The following is a 15,506-nucleotide window of genomic DNA, read 5'->3' as shown; positions in this document are numbered from 1 at the left end:
CAGCGCATCTTAAAATCTCCGCGCCTCCGCGCCTCCGCGTGAACCCATTATTTGCCTCTCCAGCCACAACCGCTACAGCCCTCGGATGCGCCCCGACATCCCCACTCTCCTCCACGACATCTTCGGCTTCCCGGCCTTCCGGGGCGTGCAGGAACAGGTCGTCGGCCGCATCATGGCGGGCCAGCCGACGCTCGCCATCATGCCGACCGGCGCGGGCAAGTCGCTCTGCTATCAACTGCCCGCCGTCGCGCTCGATGGTTGCTGCGTAGTCATCTCCCCGCTCATCGCGCTGATGCATGACCAGCTCCGCGCGGCCCAGGCGGTCGGCATTCGCGCCGCCAGCCTCACCAGCGTCGATGCCGACTGGCGCGAGACGCAGGACCGCCTGCGCAATGGTGACCTCGACCTCCTCTACGTCGCGCCCGAACGCGCCAGCGGGGAGGGGTTCCGCAATCTCCTTCGCGCCACGAAAGTCGCCCTCTTCGCCATAGACGAAGCGCATTGCGTCTCCGAATGGGGCCATGACTTCCGCCCCGACTACCGCCTGCTGCGCCCGCTGCTCGACGAATTCCCGCAAGTCCCCCGCCTGGCGCTCACCGCGACGGCCGACCATCACACCCGCGACGACATCCTCGTCCAGCTCGGCATCCCGCGCGAAGGCCTGATCATCGCGGGCTTCGACCGGCCCAACATCCGCTATGCCGTGCATCCCCGCGACGGCTTGCCCCGTCAGCTGTCCGCGCTCATCGCCGCCACCGAAGGCCCCGGCATCGTCTATGCCCCCACCCGCGCGGCGACGGAAAAGCTGGCCGAGACGCTGACCCGCACCGGTCGCCCGACCCGCGCTTATCATGCCGGTCTCGACCCCGCCGTCCGCGCCGCCAATCAGGCCGCCTTCATCGCCAGCGAAGACATGGTCATGGTCGCGACCATCGCGTTCGGCATGGGCATCGACAAGCCCGACGTCCGCTTCGTCGCCCACGCCGCGCTGCCAAAATCGATCGAGGGATATTATCAGGAGTCCGGCCGCGCAGGCCGCGACGGCGAGCCCGCGCAAGCGCACCTCTTCTGGGGCGCCGACGACTTCGCCCGCGCCCGCCAGCGCATCGCCGAACTCGATCCCGCTCGCCAGCAGGGCGAGCGTACCCGCATCACCGCACTTGGCGGCCTTGTCGAAACAGGCACCTGCCGCCGCGCCATCCTGCTCCGCCACTTTGGCGAGCATCCGCCTGCCACATGCGGCAACTGCGACAATTGCCTCAATCCCCCCGCCAGCATCGACGCGACCGAAACCGCCCGCAAATTCCTCTCCGCCGTCTATCGCACCGGTCAGAGCTTCGGCGTCGGCCATATCGAACAGGTGCTGACCGGCGCCGTAACCGACCGCATCCGCGAACGCGGCCATGACAAAATCTCGGTCTACGGCATCGTGTCGGGAGAGGAAACCCCGCTTCTCCGCCCCGTTTCCCGCGCGCTTCTGGTAAAAGATGCTTTGCAAACTAATGAACATGGAGGCCTCGAACTCGGCCCGAGCGCTCGCCCCATCCTGCGTGGAGAAGAGGCGGTCAGCCTCGTCCTCCCGCCCCGCCGGGAGCGCCGCCGCAACGCATGCGACGGAAAGGCGGAAAACCCCGTAGGCGATCCGCTGTTCGATGCCCTGCGGGCCTGCCGCCGCGAACTCGCGCAGGAACAGGGGGTGCCTCCCTATGTGATCTTCCACGATTCCACCCTGCGCGAAATGGCCGAACAGCGCCCGTCGAGCCTCGCCGAACTCGGCCACATCAGCGGCATCGGCCAGCGCAAGCTCGACGCCTATGGCGACGCCTTCCTCGCCGCCATCCGCCCGCACCTCTAATCCTCTCTCCTTCAGCGGAAAGGCCAGGGAGTCTTGCTGCTTCAGCAGCAAGGCGTATTTGGAAGCAGAGCTTGGTTCACGCGGAGCCGCGGAGCCGCGGAGAAAAACTGGCCAGAGACCCGTCTGCCGTTCGCGCGCGGAGCTGCAGTAAAACCATCAACCCGCCTCCAGCAAGTCCATCAAGATACGAATACCCTCACCTCAATCCACCTCCGCGCCTCCGCGTCTCCGCGTGAACCCAATATCTCCGTCCCCTCTGCGCCTCCGCCTGCCAAAACCCCTTGAAACCCTCCCCCCACAAGCGCATGGCTCGCGGCAGAAGGAGTCCCCGTCCCATGTTCCGTCAGATCACCCCCAGCCTCTACGTCTCCCCCCAGATCAGCGTGGATCAGGTAGAAGAAGCCAGGGCATTGGGCGTGACCGTCATCATCAACAACCGCCCCGATGACGAGGAAGCGGGCCAGACCAACGGCGCGGAAATCGAAGCAGCGGCAAAAGCGGCTGGCCTCGCCTACGCTGCCGTTCCCGTAGCCCATGGCGGTTTCGCCCCATGGCAACTGGACGCAATGGCCGCCGCTCTCGACCAAGCAGGCGAGGGCAAGGTGCTCGCCTATTGCCGCTCCGGCACCCGCAGCACGCTCCTTTGGGCTCTGACGCGCGCCCGCGCCGGTGATCACCCCACGGTCTTGAGCGAAAAGGCGGAAGCGGCGGGCTATGATCTCGCCCCCATTCGCCAGATCATGGATGCGCTCGCCGCAGGTTGATCTTGTCCGGCCCTGCTGATCCATTCGACGCCATCGTCCTCGGCGCTGGCGGAGCAGGCCTCATGTGCGCGGCAGCGGCCGGGCAGCGCGGCAAGCGCGTCCTCGTCCTCGACCATGCCGACCAGCCGGGAAAGAAGATCCTGATCTCGGGCGGTGGGCGCTGCAACTTCACCAATATCCACACCGCGCCGGACCGCTATCTCTCCGCCAATCCCCATTTCGCCAAGTCCGCGCTGGGCCGCTACACGCCGTCCGATTTCCTAGCGCTGGTCGAACGCCATGGCATCGCCTGGCATGAAAAGACGCTTGGCCAGCTTTTCTGTGATCATTCCGCGCGGCAGATCGTCGCCATGCTGCTCGCTGAATGCGAGGCGGGCGGCGTCACCATCCGCCTCGGCCATGCGCTCGGCCCCATCACCCACGCCGATGGCCGGTTCAGCGTCACCCATGGAGGCAGGACCGTAGAGGCGCCCGCGCTGGTCATCGCCACCGGCGGCCCCTCCATCCCCAAATTGGGCGCGACCGGTTTCGCCTATGACGTTGCCCGCCAGTTCGGCCTGAAGGTGGTGGAGCCGCGCCCCGCACTCGTCCCGCTCACCCTTGGCGGCGAGGACATGCTGTTCCGCGAACTATCCGGCGTCTCGACCCCGGTGATCGCCCGCCACGGCAAGACCGCCTTTCGCGAAGCCGCGCTCCTCACCCATCGCGGCCTGTCCGGCCCGGCGATCCTGCAGATATCCTCCTATTGGCGTCATGGCGGCGAAGTCGCATTGGACTTCCTGCCCGACATGCCTGCCAACTGGCTGACGCAAGCCAAGCGAGCCAAGCCCCGTGTCTCGCTGGTCAGCCTGCTGCGCGCCTCTCTGCCCGCCCGCCTCGCCGACGCCCTTGCCGAACGCCTCGCGCTTCCCGGCGATCTTGGCAATATCGCCGACCGCAAGCTGGAAGAGGCGCAGCGCCGCCTCGCGTCCTGGTCCTTCACCCCCAACGGCACCGAAGGCTTCGCCAAGGCGGAGGTCACGGTTGGCGGCATCTCCACCGCCGAACTCTCCTCCCGCACGATGGAGGCACGCCGCGTCCCCGGCCTCTACGCGATCGGCGAAGCGGTCGATGTCACCGGCTGGTTGGGCGGCTATAATTTCCAATGGGCCTGGGCCAGCGGCTGGGCGGCGGGGCAGGCGATCGGCGAAGGCTGACCGCCCGCAACTCCAGCTCAATAATTCCACTGCACCTGCGTGCGGATCAAATCGCCGGTCGCTCGGCCGGTGCGCCGCTCGTCCGCCTCCGCCCGCTTCATCCGGGCATAGGCCAGCGTGATCTCCAGCGCCTTCCACGGCTGCCACTCCAGCCCCAGTTCGAACTCATCCGTTTCCAGTCGCGGCGCATTGGTCGATGCCTTCCACCCTCCACGATAATGCTGCCACCGGCCATAGGGCATCAGCACGCCGATTGAATCGGTAGGCAGGCGATACATCATCTGGACATAGCCGCCGTTCAGCTTCTTCGTCTCGATCGACCGGCTCACCCGATCGAACTCAGGCCCCTTGCCCCAATTCCATTCCGCCTGAATGCCGAAGGGCTGCGGATAGAGCATCGCATGGATGCCGACCCGATCATCGTCATAGGCCTGCGAGCTGATCACAGTCGTCGATCCGCTGCGCACCTCCGGCTGCACATCGTTCATCATCGCCGATCCGCCGATTTCGAACACCTGATCCTCGAACATGCCGCCCAGACCGTCCAGCTCGAACGGCCATGTTGCGAAAGCGACCTTCATCAGGCCTCGATTCTGCTCGGTCCTGTTGATCCCCTGACCGTTGAAGACGCCGAAGCCAAATGCGCCATAATTGCCGAACAGCTTCTGTCCATCATGCCCCAGCCGGTCCCAGATCTTCTGGACCGACGTCGGCGTGTAGTAGCCGACGATGCCCAGATCGCGTTCGCCCGGCACGGCGCTGTTGATCGCATCGCTGCGGTCCAGTGTCAGGCGATTGGACGACGACTGCATATTCTCCCAGCCATAGGGCACTTTGGACTGGCCCAGGCGCAGGCGGAAAGTCTTGGCCTTGTCCAGGAAGATGTCGGCATAGGCGTCGCGCAGCTGCACAAAGCCTTCCCGCCGTTCACTACCCGCCTGGTTGTTGACTGCGGCAGCGAAATCGGACTGAAGGTAGAGCGAGACCCGATCGGAAACATCGCCCTGGACGACCAGGCGCGCGCGGCGCAGCGAGAAGCTGCTCTTGTCGGAAATGGAGCTGTCATGCACCGACCGCAGGCGCGATTGGCCTGCCGGAGCCGTGTCATCCCCCGACAGGAAGGCGTTGTAACGCATCTGCGTGTAGCCGCGCAGCGACAGCCGCTCATACCAGGGCTTCGACTTCTTCTCGGGAGCCGCAGTCTGCGTCACCACCGGCTGTCCGGGCGCAGCGGCGACAGCCACCGGTGCCGACGCTGGAGCGCTCGCTGATGGGGCAGGGGACGCGGCATTGCTCGCATTCGCGCTCCCGCGCCCGCCATTGTTTGCCAGTGCGCTGGTCAGCGCCTGTATCTGCGCCTTCAGCTCGTTGATCTGGCGCTGCAACTCCTCATTGCTCTGCGCCTGCGCCACCTCCGGCATCAACGCCAGCATGCTCACTGCCAGAGCCATGCGCTTCCTGTTTGAACCTGTCACCACGAATCCCCTGTCTCAATCGAGGTGCGGCCTATGAAATTTCGATGACAAACAAGTGACAGCTATATTTCGATTGGGTGACACAATGTAATCACCCGCCCCAATCAACGTCATCCCAGCGAACGCCCGGACCTCAGGCCCCAGGTGAAGAGTCCGTCAACCGCACTCCACCGTGACGTGCTCCATCCGGGGCAGGCTGCGCACCCGCGCGCGAACCGCCGCCGCATCACCGCCGGGCGCCAGGCTGATGATCGCCGCATGGGCATGCGGCCCGATCCGCCAGACATGCAGGTCGTGAATGGTGCCGCCCTCCGCCTCCACCAGCGTCTTGATCCGCTTCATCAGCGCGGGCTCCGCGCTGTCCAGCAGGATGGCGGCAGTGTCCTTCATCAATCCCCAGGCCCAGCGGGCGATCACCACCGCGCCCAGGATGCCGACCGCCGGATCGAGCCACCACCAGCCCATATAACGCCCGGCAAGCAGTGCCGCGATCGCCAGCACCGACGTCAACGCGTCGGTCAGCACATGCACATAGGCCGCGCGGAGGTTATTATCTTCATGGCCATGCTTATGGGCATGTCCGTCCTGATGATCATGGCCGTGCCCGTGATGGCCGTGACCATGATCATGGCTATGGTCATGACCCAGCAGCAGCGCGCTGATCAGGTTGATGGCCAGGCCGACCACCGCGACCAGCGTTGCTTCCCCGAACTTCACCGGCACCGGCTCGAAGAAGCGCAGGACGGATTCGACCAGGATGAGCAGCGCGGTCACGCCCAGCAGAAGGGCGGACGCAAAGCCCGACAGGTCGCCCACCTTGCCCGTGCCGAAGGTGAAGCGGGGATTGCGGGCATGGCGCTTGGCATAGCTGTAGGCCGCCGCCGCCACCGCCAGCGCGCCGGCATGGGTCGCCATGTGGAACCCATCGGCCAGCAGGGCCATCGACCCGGTGATCCAGCCGAAAGCGATCTCGACCACCATGGTCGCCGCAGTCAGCCATACGACCCACAACGTCCGCCGCGCATTCTTGTCATGCCCTGCGCTGAGGTAGATATGGTCGAAATAATGGCTTTCCTCCTCGTCTCCATTGACGGGAGAAGGGGGGAGGGCGCTCGCTGGCGCATGGTCTCCGTGGTGATGGTTCCCGTGATGATGGTGGCCATGGTCGTGCATCGTCATTTCCCATACCGCCGGATCAGTGCCAGCATCTCCTCCGACGCAGCCTGCCGCTCCGCGTCGGTCAGGCCGGGACGAGCGACATGATCGCGCATATGCTGCTCGATCAACTCCTCCATCAGGCTCCCCACGGCGCCGCGCACCGACGCGACCAGCTGCAATGTCTCGGAACAGTCCGCGTCGCCGCCCAACTGCCGCTCGATCGCGCCCACCTGTCCTGCAATGCGCCGCACCCGCGCCAGCAGCTTGTCCCTGTTCTCGATGATATGCATAGGATACCCCCCTATACTATCTCCTCTTTTTCGTCAAACGCTGCCAATTCACCATTTGCTTCATGAATTCCCCCTTCCTAACAGAACAGCATGGCCAAAAGCTTCGACTGCGACCTCGCGATTCTGGGCGGCGGCCTTTCCGGTACTCTCACCGCTCTAGCCTTCACCCGCCTGCGCCCCGACGTGAATGTCCTCCTAATCGAAAGCGGCCAAACGCTCGGCGGAAACCATCTCTGGTCCTTCTTCGACAGCGATGTTCGGCCCGCCGATCGCTGGCTGATCGATCCCTTCGTCACCCACCGTTGGCCCCAGGGACACCAGGTCCGCTTCCCTGCCTATCAGCGGCACCTCGACACTGCCTATAACAGCATCTCCTCCGCCCAATTGCACGCCCATGCTCGCCCGTTGCTCGGGGAGCGTGTCCTCCTCAACGCCGATGCGACCAGCGTCACATCCACCTGCGTCACCTTGAGCGACGGCAGCCAGATCAAAGCCGACGCCGTCCTCGATACGCGCGGTGGCGGCGATCTGTCGGCGCTTGATTGCGGCTGGCAGAAGTTTGTCGGCCAGGTCCTCCGCCTGGCTCAACCGCACGGCTTGGAACGCCCCGTCATCATGGACGCGACCGTTCCCCAGATCGACGGCTATCGCTTCGTCTATCTGCTTCCCTTCGACCAACAGACGATATTCGTCGAAGATACCTATTACAGCAACGACGCCTCACTCGACGTCCCAGCGCTCGCCAGCCGGATTGCCAGCTATGCCCAGGATCAGAACTGGCAGGTCGAAGAAATCGTCCATCAGGAATGCGGCATCCTGCCAGTGGTGCATGGCGGCGACTTCGATCGCTTCTGGCCAGCGCAGGATGCCGTCGCTCGCGCCGGCGTCCGCGCCGCGATGTTCCACCCGATGACCGGCTATTCACTTCCCGACGCGATCTCCACCGCGCTCTGGCTCAGCGGTCAGCCGCTTGAAACGCTTGGCCCCGCGACCCGCAAACGCGCCAAGGCGCACTGGCAGGCAGGGGGCTATTACCGGCTGCTGGGCAAGATGCTTTTCCGCGCCGCCCAGCCGCATCAGCGCTGGCGCATCTTCGAACGCTTCTACCGGCTCAACCCGCATCTGATCGGCCGCTTCTATGCCGGGCAGTCCAGTTGGGTCGATCGCATCCGCATCTTGTGTGGACGCCCGCCCGTGCCCATAAGGAGCGCCATGCGCGCCTTGTTGACCCCCTCCGCCTAATGAACCGCAAAGCGATAGTCATAGGAGCGGGCTTTGGCGGCCTGGCTCTCGCGATCCGCCTTCAGTCTGCGGGTGTCGACACGACGCTCGTCGAAGCGCGGGACCGCCCCGGCGGCCGTGCCTATATGTGGGAGCGGGACGGCTTCGTCTTCGATGCCGGTCCCACGGTCGTTACTGATCCTGACTGCCTTGCCGAGCTATGGCGCTTGTCCGGCCATGACATGGCCGAGGATGTCACCCTAGTGCCCGTGACGCCCTTCTACCGGCTGAACTGGCGCGACGGCACGAACTTCGACTATTCGAACGACGAAAATGCCCTCCGCGCTCAGATCGCCAAGCTGAACCCGCAGGACGTCGCAGGCTATCAGCGCTTCCTCGACTATTCCGACGGCGTCTATGAGGAGGGCTATCGCAAGCTCGGCTCCGTCGCCTTCCTCGATTTCGCGTCGATGATCCGCGCCGCTCCGGCGCTGGCCAAGCATCAGGCATGGCGGTCGGTCTATTCGATCGTCTCTTCCTATGTGAAGGATGAGCGGCTGCGCCAGGCCTTGTCCTTCCACACGCTGCTGGTCGGCGGCAACCCGATGCAGACCAGCGCGATCTATGCGCTCATCCACAAGCTGGAAAAGGATGGCGGCGTCTGGTTCGCCAAGGGCGGCACCAATCGCCTCGTGCAGGGCATGGCGACGCATTTCGAACGGCTCGGCGGCACGCTGCGGCTGGCTGACCCGGTCGTGCGGATCGAGACCCATGGCGACCGCGCCGTCGCCGTCTCTACTGCTTCAGGCTGGCGCGGAGAGGCCGATGCGGTCGCCACCAATGGCGACCTCATGCACAGCTATCGCGATCTTCTCGGCCACCATCCCCGTGGCCAGAAGCAGGCCGACAAGCTTGGCCGAAAGCGCTGGTCGCCCAGCCTCTTCGTCCTGCATTTCGGGATCAAGGGCAGCTGGCCCGGCATCCCGCACCATATGATCCTGTTCGGTCCCCGCTATGATGGGCTTCTGACCGACATTTACGATCATGGCGTGTTACCGAAGGATTTCTCGCTCTACCTCCATCATCCGACCGTCACCGATCCGTCGATGGCGCCCGATGGTCATTCCACCTTCTACGCTCTGGCGCCCGTGCCCCACATGGGCAAGCTGCCGATCGACTGGAAGCAATTCGGCCCCGTCTATGCCGAGCGCATCCTGGACGAGATCGAGCATCGCCTGATCCCCGACATCCGCTCTCGCATCGTCACGCAATTCCATTATGCGCCGCCCGATTTCCAGAGCGACTTGTCCGCCCATCTCGGCAGCGCCTTCAGCCTTGAGCCGCTGTTGACCCAAAGCGCCTGGTTCCGCGCTCATAACCGGGATGACGTAATCCCCAACCTCTACCTCACCGGCGCGGGCACCCATCCGGGCGCAGGCATCCCCGGCGTCGTCGGGAGCGCAAAGGCGACCGCCGCGCTGATGCTGCAAGACCTGCTGTGAAGCGCCTCGCCGTCTATTGCGGCTCGGCTCTGCCTGCAGACCCGGTTTATGTAGAAGCGGCCCGCCAGGTCGGCCGTACCCTTGCCGGGCGAGGCATCGGCGTCGTTTATGGTGGCGGAAGGCTCGGCCTGATGGGTGCGGTGGCCGACGCTGCCCTCGAAGCAGGCGGGGAGGTGATCGGCGTCATCCCGGAAGCCCTCGTCAGGGCCGAAGTCGCGCATCAGGGCTGCACCGAGCTCCATGTCGTCCAGACAATGCATCAGCGCAAGGCACTCTTCACCGACCTGTCGGATGGCTTCGTCACGCTGCCTGGCGGCGTCGGCACGATGGATGAGCTATGGGAGGCGATCAGCTGGGCGCAGCTTGGCTACCATGCCAAGCCTGTCGGTCTGCTCAACGTTGCGGGCTTCTATGACCAGCTTATCGCCTTCAACCAGCATATGATCGCCACCGGATTCATCCGGCCTCAACATGCCGGCATCCTCTCCCATGCCGACACGATCGATGGACTGCTCGAAAAAATGACAGCCTATGAGGCGCATGAGCCGATCTTCGCCATGAAAGCCGACAGGCTGTAATTTTCGTCGCCCTTGCGGCAATCATCGTCGCGAGGCATGTCGGCGGCGTGACCCATCTCGATCGTCCCGCCCTCGTCGCCCATGCGCGCGACAGCATCGCCCGTGGCTCCAAATCCTTTGCCATGGCCTCCAGGCTGTTCGACCGGCAAATCCGCGAGCGGGCCTGGCTCCTCTACGCTTGGTGCCGCAAATGCGACGACATCGCCGATGGGCAGGATCATGGGGGTGTGATGACGGGAGTCGCCGATGGGCAGGTCCGTTTGGCCGCCATGCGAGCCCAGACCGATGCAGCCCTACGCGGCGAAGCTACCGGAGACCCTGCCTTCGATGGCTTTGGCTTCGTCATGCGCGAATGCGCCATTCCTGCGCGCTACGCCCATGACCTGCTCGAAGGCTTTGCCCTGGATGCGCAGGATTGGCGGCCCGTCACCGAAGCCGACATGCTGCGCTACTGCTATCATGTCGCTGGCGCGGTGGGTTGCATGATGGCTGTGCTCATGGGCGTCAGCCCTGAGGATGAAGCCACGCTGGACCGGGCCTGCGACCTTGGTTTGGCATTCCAGCTGGCCAATATCGCCCGCGACATTGCCGAGGATCAGCAGGCCGGCCGCTGCTACCTGCCCCAGCAATGGCTGGCGGAAATGGCGATCCCGCCGGGAAGCCAGATGGAGCCAGCCTTCCGCCCGCAACTCACCCTTTTGGCGGGCCGCCTCACGAACCTTGCCGCTGACTATGAAGCAAGCGCACGCCATGGCACCGGATCCTTGCCGCCGCGCGCGGCATGGGCCGTTCTGGCTGCGGCAGGCATTTATGGCGACATAGCGCGGGAAGTCGCAAGGCGTGGAGAACGCGCTTGGGACGACCGGGTGATAACGCCCAAGAGCGAGAAGCTGGGATGGGTGTGCCGGGCGGGATTTGAGATTTTCGGCCGTTCGTCCCGCTGGCCCGCATCCGCGCCTCGCCCACCGCATCTCTGGACCCGGCCTAGAGGCTGATCCACAAAAAAAAGGGCCGGCACTTTCGTACCGGACCCAAGGTGTGTTCGCAGGAGGAACATCGTGTGGCGGGCGGGCCATTCTTTGCGGCCCGCCCTTCCGAATAGGATCAGGGGTTGTAGGCGCGCTCGCCATGCTCCCCGAGGTCGAGGCCTTCCAGTTCGACGTCGCGGCTGACCCGCAGGCCGGTGACGGCTTTTGCGACGAAGATGGCGATCGCGGTGCCGATCGATGCCCAGACAATGGTCGTGACGGTGGCCAACAGCTGCGTGACGAGCTGGCTGCTCATCGAGAAGTCAGCGCCGCCCGGACCGCCCAGCGACGGCGAGTAGACGATGCCGGTGCCGATCGCGCCGATCATGCCGCCGATGCCGTGGATGCCGAAGGCGTCCAGCGAGTCGTCATAGCCGAGCTTGGGCTTGATGACCGTAACCATGTAGAAGCAGATGATCGAGGCGACCGCACCCAGCACGATGGCACCGAACGGGCCAGAATTCCCCGCGGCAGGCGTCACGGCAACCAGACCGGCGATGATGCCCGAGCAGAAGCCGAGGGCCGAACCCTTGTGACCGTTGATGCGCTCGGCGATCATCCAGAACAGGCCGCCAGCAGCCGTCGCGACGAAGGTGTTGATCATCGCCAGAGCCGCAGAGCCATTGGCTTCCAGAGCCGAACCTGCGTTGAAGCCGAACCAGCCAACCCACAGCAGGCCGGTGCCGACGCCGGTCAGCGTCAGGGAGTGAGGCGGCATCGGTTCCTTGGGAAAGCCCATGCGCTTGCCGAGGATGAGGCAGGCGACCAGCGCCGATACACCTGCGTTGATGTGCACGACAGTGCCGCCAGCGAAGTCCAGTGCGCCCATTTCGAAGAACAGGCCGCCCGTAGCCCAAACCATATGGGCGATCGGGAAATAGACGATCGTCAGCCAGACCGCTGCGAACACCATGACCGCCGAAAATTTGATGCGCTCGACAACTGAACCCAGCACCAGCGCGACGGTGATCGCGGCGAAGGTCATCTGGAAGCTGACGAACACATATTCGGGGATGACGACGCCATCGGTGAAGGTGGCAGCCGTCGAATCCGGCGTGATGCCCTTCAGGAAGGCTTTGGACAGGTCGGAAATGAAGCCGTTGCTGGGACCAGCGAAGGCGAGGCTATAGCCGTACATCACCCAGATCAGCATCGCGAGGCACGCGACCGCGCCGATCTGCGTCATGACCGACAGCATATTCTTGGTACGAACCAGGCCGCCATAGAAGAGGGCCAGGCCGGGGAGGATCATGGCCAGCACCAGCACGGTGGAGGTCATCATCCAGGCAGTATCGCCCTTGTCTGGCGTCGGCGCAGCGGCGGCCGCCGTTTGTGCCCAGGCGGGCAGCGCGGCGAAGAGGGAAAGGCCAGCCGCTCCCATCACGCCGGAGAATTTCTTGGCAAAGGTCATTATTCCCCCCTTCTTACAGCGCGGTTTCGCCGGTCTCGCCGGTGCGAATGCGCACGGCCTGACCAACATCGAGGACAAAGATCTTGCCGTCGCCGATCGCGCCGGAATTCGCGGCTGTCTGAACCGCCTCGACTACGCGCGGTGCAAGATCGTCGTCGCAAACGACCTCGATCTTGATCTTCGGAACCATGTTCGTGGAATATTCGGCGCCCCGATAGATTTCGGTTTGCCCCTTCTGGCGGCCGAAGCCCTTCACCTCGGACACCGTCATACCCGCGATGCCCAGCGAGGAGAGTGCCTCGCGGACATCGTCAAGCTTGAACGGCTTGATGATAGCCATGACAAGTTTCATGTCGCCCCCTGTTAATGGTGTGCGGCGACATACCAGCAAGAGCCGTGCCAGTTCAGAAAACTGGGCCTGATCGGGGCTTTCTCCTTAGGGAGTTCGAAAGGGCAGCAAAAAAAATGGGCAGGTGATCAACCTTGCCTAAAAAATGGGCACGCTCCGGCTACCATCCGGAACCTGCCGCGATGGCTTCCTCTTCGCCTGTTGCATTGGCGCGGCCCAGCGCCGCATTTCGATGGGGAAAACGCCCGAACCGCGCGATCACTGCATGATGTTGGCGTGCGAATTCCATGGACCGCTCATCGCCGGCCGCCTCGAACAGGTTGAGGGACAACTCCTGATCCTCCAGCGCTTCGCTATGCTGGAACGGCATGTAGAAAAATCTCCGCCCGGCGCCGCCGATTTGAATGTCATAGCCATGGGCAATCGCGCCGCGGGCTATGGTCCGGGCAAGCTCGTCCGTCTGGTAAGCTTTAGCCGTGCCCCGGAACATGTTGCGTGGCAGCTGGTCGAACAGCAGCACGGCTGCCAACGCATCGTCGGCACGCTCCAGGAACGTCTCGGCGGGCAGCGCCTGCTTCTCCCGCCACAGATGCTGGAAACGGCTCGTGCATTGCCGGTCAAGCGCCGGGTCATGCTTCCACCAGCCTTCTTCACCGACTTGATTGAACCAGAAATCGAGCAGAGCCGCCGCCCAGTCGGCGGTCACCGCGTCATGGCTGTCCGTGAGCATGTTCATACAGGAAGAAAAGATCAGGCGAGCGGCCGGTTCCGCAGCCCATGGCGTCCGGCTGTCAGGTCGCCGTGCCGCCGACCGTCAACCCGTCCATCAGTAGGGTGGGCTGCCCGACCCCGGCCGGAACACTCTGGCCCCCTTTGCCGCACATGCCGACGCCTTCATCCAGCGCCCAGTCGTTACCTATGCCGATGACTTTGGTGAGCGCCGTTGGCCCATCGCCAATCAATGTTGCACCCTTGATCGGCTCGCCGATTTTTCCATTCTCGACCTTATAGGCTTCGGTGCACGAAAAAACGAACTTGCCCGACACGATATCGACCTGTCCGCCGCCAAAGCTCTTGGCGAAGATGCCCGACTTCATGCGGGACAGCAGTTCTTCGGGATCGTCTTGGCCGCCCTTGATGAAGGTGTTCGTCATGCGCGGCATCGGCGCATGGGCGTAGCTTTCGCGGCGGCCATTGCCCGTCGGTTCGACACCCATCAGCCGCGCGTTCAGCCGATCCTGCATATAGCCTTTGAGGATGCCGTCCTCGATCAGGATATTTTCATGCGTGGGCGTGCCTTCATCGTCGATCGACAATGATCCGCGGCGATTGAGGATGGACCCGTCATCCACCACCGTGACCCCCGGCGCCGCGACACGCTCGCCGATCCGGCCGGAAAAAGCGCTGGTGCCTTTCCGGTTGAAATCGCCCTCCAGGCCATGGCCGATCGCTTCATGCACCAGTACGCCCGGCCAACCTGGACCCAGCAGCACCGTCATTTCGCCCGCAGGCGCGGCGACTGATCGCATGTTGACCCGCGCCTGTGCGAGCGCCTCGTCAATGGCCCGGTTCCAGATCGCGGGATCCATGACCTGATCATAAAGATAGCGCCCGCCAATCCCGAAGCTGCCTGTTTCGCGGCGGCCATTTTCTTCCAGGATCAGCGAGACGTTCAGCCGCACCAGCGGGCGGATATCCGTCGCGGTAAAGCCATCGGCGCGGACGATCTCCACCACTGACCAGCTTCCCGCCAGGCTGACCGACACCTGCGCAACGCGCGGATCTCGCGCTCGCGCGGCTGCGTCGATGGCCGCGCACAACGTCACCTTTTCAGCGAAGGGCACGATCTCGAGCGGATTGGCGTCGGTATAGAGGTGGCGGTTGGTCCGCTGCGGCGGCGGCGCGGGTTGGCCCCTCGCTGGGTCGAGCAGCGTCAGCGTCTCGGCCGCCCGGCGAATCGCGGCCTCGCTAATGTCATTGGCATGGGCAAAGCCCGTCATCTCGCCTGACACGCCGCGCAGGCCAAAACCCGCATCGGTCAAATAGTCGGCCGTCTTCAGCCGGCCATCGTCAAATCCGAAGCTCTCGCTTGCCCGATATTGAAGGTAAAGCTCGCCATCATCGCAATTGGCGAGCGCCTGGGCGGTCAGCCGCCGCGCGCCATCGGGATCCAGCAGGCCCGGCCGGTAAAGAAGGCCGCGCGCATCGGTGAACTGGGAAGCGATGTCCGTCATGCCGCCCGATATAGGGGCGCAGCTTCCCAAGCCCAATCAAATTCGCGATGGCGAAACCCGTTTCAGATGCTGGCGCCGGATGGGATGTCAGGCAGCCCCGCGACTTCGGGCGTGTCAGCCGGACCGCCGATCAGGACGAAGCGCCGGTCGCAATAGCCGCAATCGACATAGCCATGTTCGTCAATCTCCAGGAACACGCGGGGGTGGCCCAGAGCAGCGGGGATGTCGCCCGAACCATCGCACGCGACGCGGGGCTTGGTGACTCGAAGAATTTCAGGCGGCTGTTTCATGACGCGTTCGATTAGCAGCGGCTCCATCGCACCGCAATATCCGGCAGGGCTTTCTGGCAGCGATGGGAAATGGTGGGCGATGACGGGCTCGAACCGCCGACATTCTCGGTGTAAACGAGACGCTCTACCAACTGAGCTAATCGCCCGATGCCGCA

The 15,506-nt window shown here is 64.1% G+C and carries 15 protein-coding genes and 1 tRNA gene; 7 read left to right on the top strand and 9 right to left on the bottom strand.

Annotation, left to right across the window (positions count from 1 at the left end; all coding sequences use genetic code 11):
• Positions 1–85: 85 nt before the first annotated feature.
• From recQ to SPHS8_RS12510, 3 genes are all read left to right on the top strand, one after another.
• Entirely contained in the window at positions 86–1,855 is a 1,770-nt protein-coding gene (recQ, locus tag SPHS8_RS12520; protein ID WP_201515796.1) for a DNA helicase RecQ, read from the top strand.
• Positions 1,856–2,190: 335 nt separating this feature from the next.
• Positions 2,191–2,619, top strand: a complete 429-nt coding sequence (locus SPHS8_RS12515) for a TIGR01244 family sulfur transferase (protein ID WP_201515795.1) — start codon at positions 2,191–2,193, stop codon at positions 2,617–2,619.
• A 2-nt stretch (positions 2,620–2,621) separates the two neighbouring features.
• Positions 2,622–3,815: an NAD(P)/FAD-dependent oxidoreductase gene (locus tag SPHS8_RS12510; RefSeq protein ID WP_201515794.1), complete on the top strand. Its 1,194-nt coding sequence runs from the start codon at positions 2,622–2,624 to the stop codon at positions 3,813–3,815.
• A gap of 17 nt (positions 3,816–3,832) precedes the next feature.
• Here the strand turns inward: SPHS8_RS12510 and SPHS8_RS12505 are convergent, their stop codons facing one another.
• The 3 genes from SPHS8_RS12505 to SPHS8_RS12495 form a co-directional block, all read right to left on the bottom strand.
• On the bottom strand, positions 3,833–5,266 hold the full coding sequence (locus tag SPHS8_RS12505) for a porin (protein ID WP_201515793.1): 1,434 nt from the start codon (positions 5,264–5,266) through the stop codon (positions 3,833–3,835).
• Positions 5,267–5,446: 180 nt separating this feature from the next.
• A complete protein-coding gene (gene dmeF / locus SPHS8_RS12500; protein ID WP_201515792.1) occupies positions 5,447–6,469 on the bottom strand; it encodes a CDF family Co(II)/Ni(II) efflux transporter DmeF in 1,023 nt (340 codons plus the stop codon).
• Entirely contained in the window at positions 6,466–6,738 is a 273-nt protein-coding gene (locus tag SPHS8_RS12495; protein WP_201515791.1) for a metal/formaldehyde-sensitive transcriptional repressor, read from the bottom strand. The genes dmeF and SPHS8_RS12495 overlap by 4 nt, the downstream gene beginning before the upstream one ends.
• A 90-nt stretch (positions 6,739–6,828) precedes the next feature.
• On the opposite strand from SPHS8_RS12495, the gene crtY reads away from it, so the two are divergent.
• The 4 genes from crtY (at position 6,829) to SPHS8_RS12475 (ending at position 11,034) form a co-directional block, all read left to right on the top strand.
• The gene (gene crtY / locus SPHS8_RS12490; protein ID WP_201515790.1) at positions 6,829–7,980 is read left to right on the top strand and encodes a lycopene beta-cyclase CrtY; all 1,152 of its coding nucleotides are present in this window, start codon (positions 6,829–6,831) and stop codon (positions 7,978–7,980) included.
• Positions 7,980–9,461: a phytoene desaturase gene (locus SPHS8_RS12485; protein WP_201515789.1), complete on the top strand. Its 1,482-nt coding sequence runs from the start codon at positions 7,980–7,982 to the stop codon at positions 9,459–9,461. Before crtY ends, SPHS8_RS12485 begins: the two co-directional genes overlap by 1 nt.
• Positions 9,458–10,039, top strand: coding sequence for a TIGR00730 family Rossman fold protein (locus SPHS8_RS12480; RefSeq protein ID WP_201515788.1), 582 nt, complete (start codon positions 9,458–9,460; stop codon positions 10,037–10,039). The genes SPHS8_RS12485 and SPHS8_RS12480 overlap by 4 nt, the downstream gene beginning before the upstream one ends.
• A gap of 95 nt (positions 10,040–10,134) precedes the next feature.
• Positions 10,135–11,034, top strand: a complete 900-nt coding sequence (locus SPHS8_RS12475; RefSeq protein ID WP_268933198.1) for a phytoene/squalene synthase family protein — start codon at positions 10,135–10,137, stop codon at positions 11,032–11,034.
• A 109-nt stretch (positions 11,035–11,143) separates the two neighbouring features.
• On the opposite strand, the gene SPHS8_RS12470 is transcribed toward SPHS8_RS12475, so the two are convergent.
• The 6 genes from SPHS8_RS12470 to SPHS8_RS12445 all read right to left on the bottom strand — a co-directional run bounded on the left by SPHS8_RS12470 (position 11,144) and on the right by SPHS8_RS12445 (position 15,497).
• Positions 11,144–12,478, bottom strand: a complete 1,335-nt coding sequence (locus SPHS8_RS12470) for an ammonium transporter (RefSeq protein ID WP_201515787.1) — start codon at positions 12,476–12,478, stop codon at positions 11,144–11,146.
• A gap of 13 nt (positions 12,479–12,491) precedes the next feature.
• On the bottom strand, positions 12,492–12,830 hold the full coding sequence (locus SPHS8_RS12465) for a P-II family nitrogen regulator (RefSeq protein WP_097092464.1): 339 nt from the start codon (positions 12,828–12,830) through the stop codon (positions 12,492–12,494).
• Between the two features lie 157 nt (positions 12,831–12,987).
• Positions 12,988–13,563 (bottom strand): DUF924 family protein, encoded by a 576-nt coding sequence (locus SPHS8_RS12460; RefSeq protein WP_201515786.1) that lies wholly within the window; start codon positions 13,561–13,563, stop codon positions 12,988–12,990.
• Positions 13,564–13,618: 55 nt separating this feature from the next.
• On the bottom strand, positions 13,619–15,061 hold the full coding sequence (gene tldD / locus SPHS8_RS12455) for a metalloprotease TldD (protein ID WP_201515785.1): 1,443 nt from the start codon (positions 15,059–15,061) through the stop codon (positions 13,619–13,621).
• Between the two features lie 62 nt (positions 15,062–15,123).
• Complete coding sequence (locus tag SPHS8_RS12450; protein ID WP_201515784.1) at positions 15,124–15,351, bottom strand: zinc-finger domain-containing protein; 228 nt, start codon at positions 15,349–15,351, stop codon at positions 15,124–15,126.
• A 70-nt stretch (positions 15,352–15,421) separates the two neighbouring features.
• Positions 15,422–15,497 (bottom strand) — tRNA-Val (locus tag SPHS8_RS12445).
• Between the last annotated feature and the right edge of the window lie 9 nt (positions 15,498–15,506).

It is taken from the genome of Sphingobium sp. S6, assembly GCF_905120495.1.
Lineage (GTDB): Bacteria > Pseudomonadota > Alphaproteobacteria > Sphingomonadales > Sphingomonadaceae > Sphingobium > Sphingobium agri.
This window is presented reverse-complemented; position numbering and strand designations above follow the sequence as displayed.

Coding starts and splice junctions, on each gene's coding strand:
- tldD (WP_201515785.1), bottom strand. CDS start 15,061: ATGACGGACATCGCTTCCCAGTTCACCGATGCGCGCGGCCTTCTTTAC.
- crtY (WP_201515790.1), top strand. CDS start 6,829: ATGGCCAAAAGCTTCGACTGCGACCTCGCGATTCTGGGCGGCGGCCTT.
- recQ (WP_201515796.1), top strand. CDS start 86: ATGCGCCCCGACATCCCCACTCTCCTCCACGACATCTTCGGCTTCCCG.
- SPHS8_RS12450 (WP_201515784.1), bottom strand. CDS start 15,351: ATGAAACAGCCGCCTGAAATTCTTCGAGTCACCAAGCCCCGCGTCGCG.
- SPHS8_RS12460 (WP_201515786.1), bottom strand. CDS start 13,563: ATGAACATGCTCACGGACAGCCATGACGCGGTGACCGCCGACTGGGCG.
- SPHS8_RS12485 (WP_201515789.1), top strand. CDS start 7,980: ATGAACCGCAAAGCGATAGTCATAGGAGCGGGCTTTGGCGGCCTGGCT.
- SPHS8_RS12465 (WP_097092464.1), bottom strand. CDS start 12,830: ATGAAACTTGTCATGGCTATCATCAAGCCGTTCAAGCTTGACGATGTC.
- SPHS8_RS12505 (WP_201515793.1), bottom strand. CDS start 5,266: ATGGCTCTGGCAGTGAGCATGCTGGCGTTGATGCCGGAGGTGGCGCAG.
- SPHS8_RS12470 (WP_201515787.1), bottom strand. CDS start 12,478: ATGACCTTTGCCAAGAAATTCTCCGGCGTGATGGGAGCGGCTGGCCTT.
- dmeF (WP_201515792.1), bottom strand. CDS start 6,469: ATGACGATGCACGACCATGGCCACCATCATCACGGGAACCATCACCAC.
- SPHS8_RS12495 (WP_201515791.1), bottom strand. CDS start 6,738: ATGCATATCATCGAGAACAGGGACAAGCTGCTGGCGCGGGTGCGGCGC.
- SPHS8_RS12515 (WP_201515795.1), top strand. CDS start 2,191: ATGTTCCGTCAGATCACCCCCAGCCTCTACGTCTCCCCCCAGATCAGC.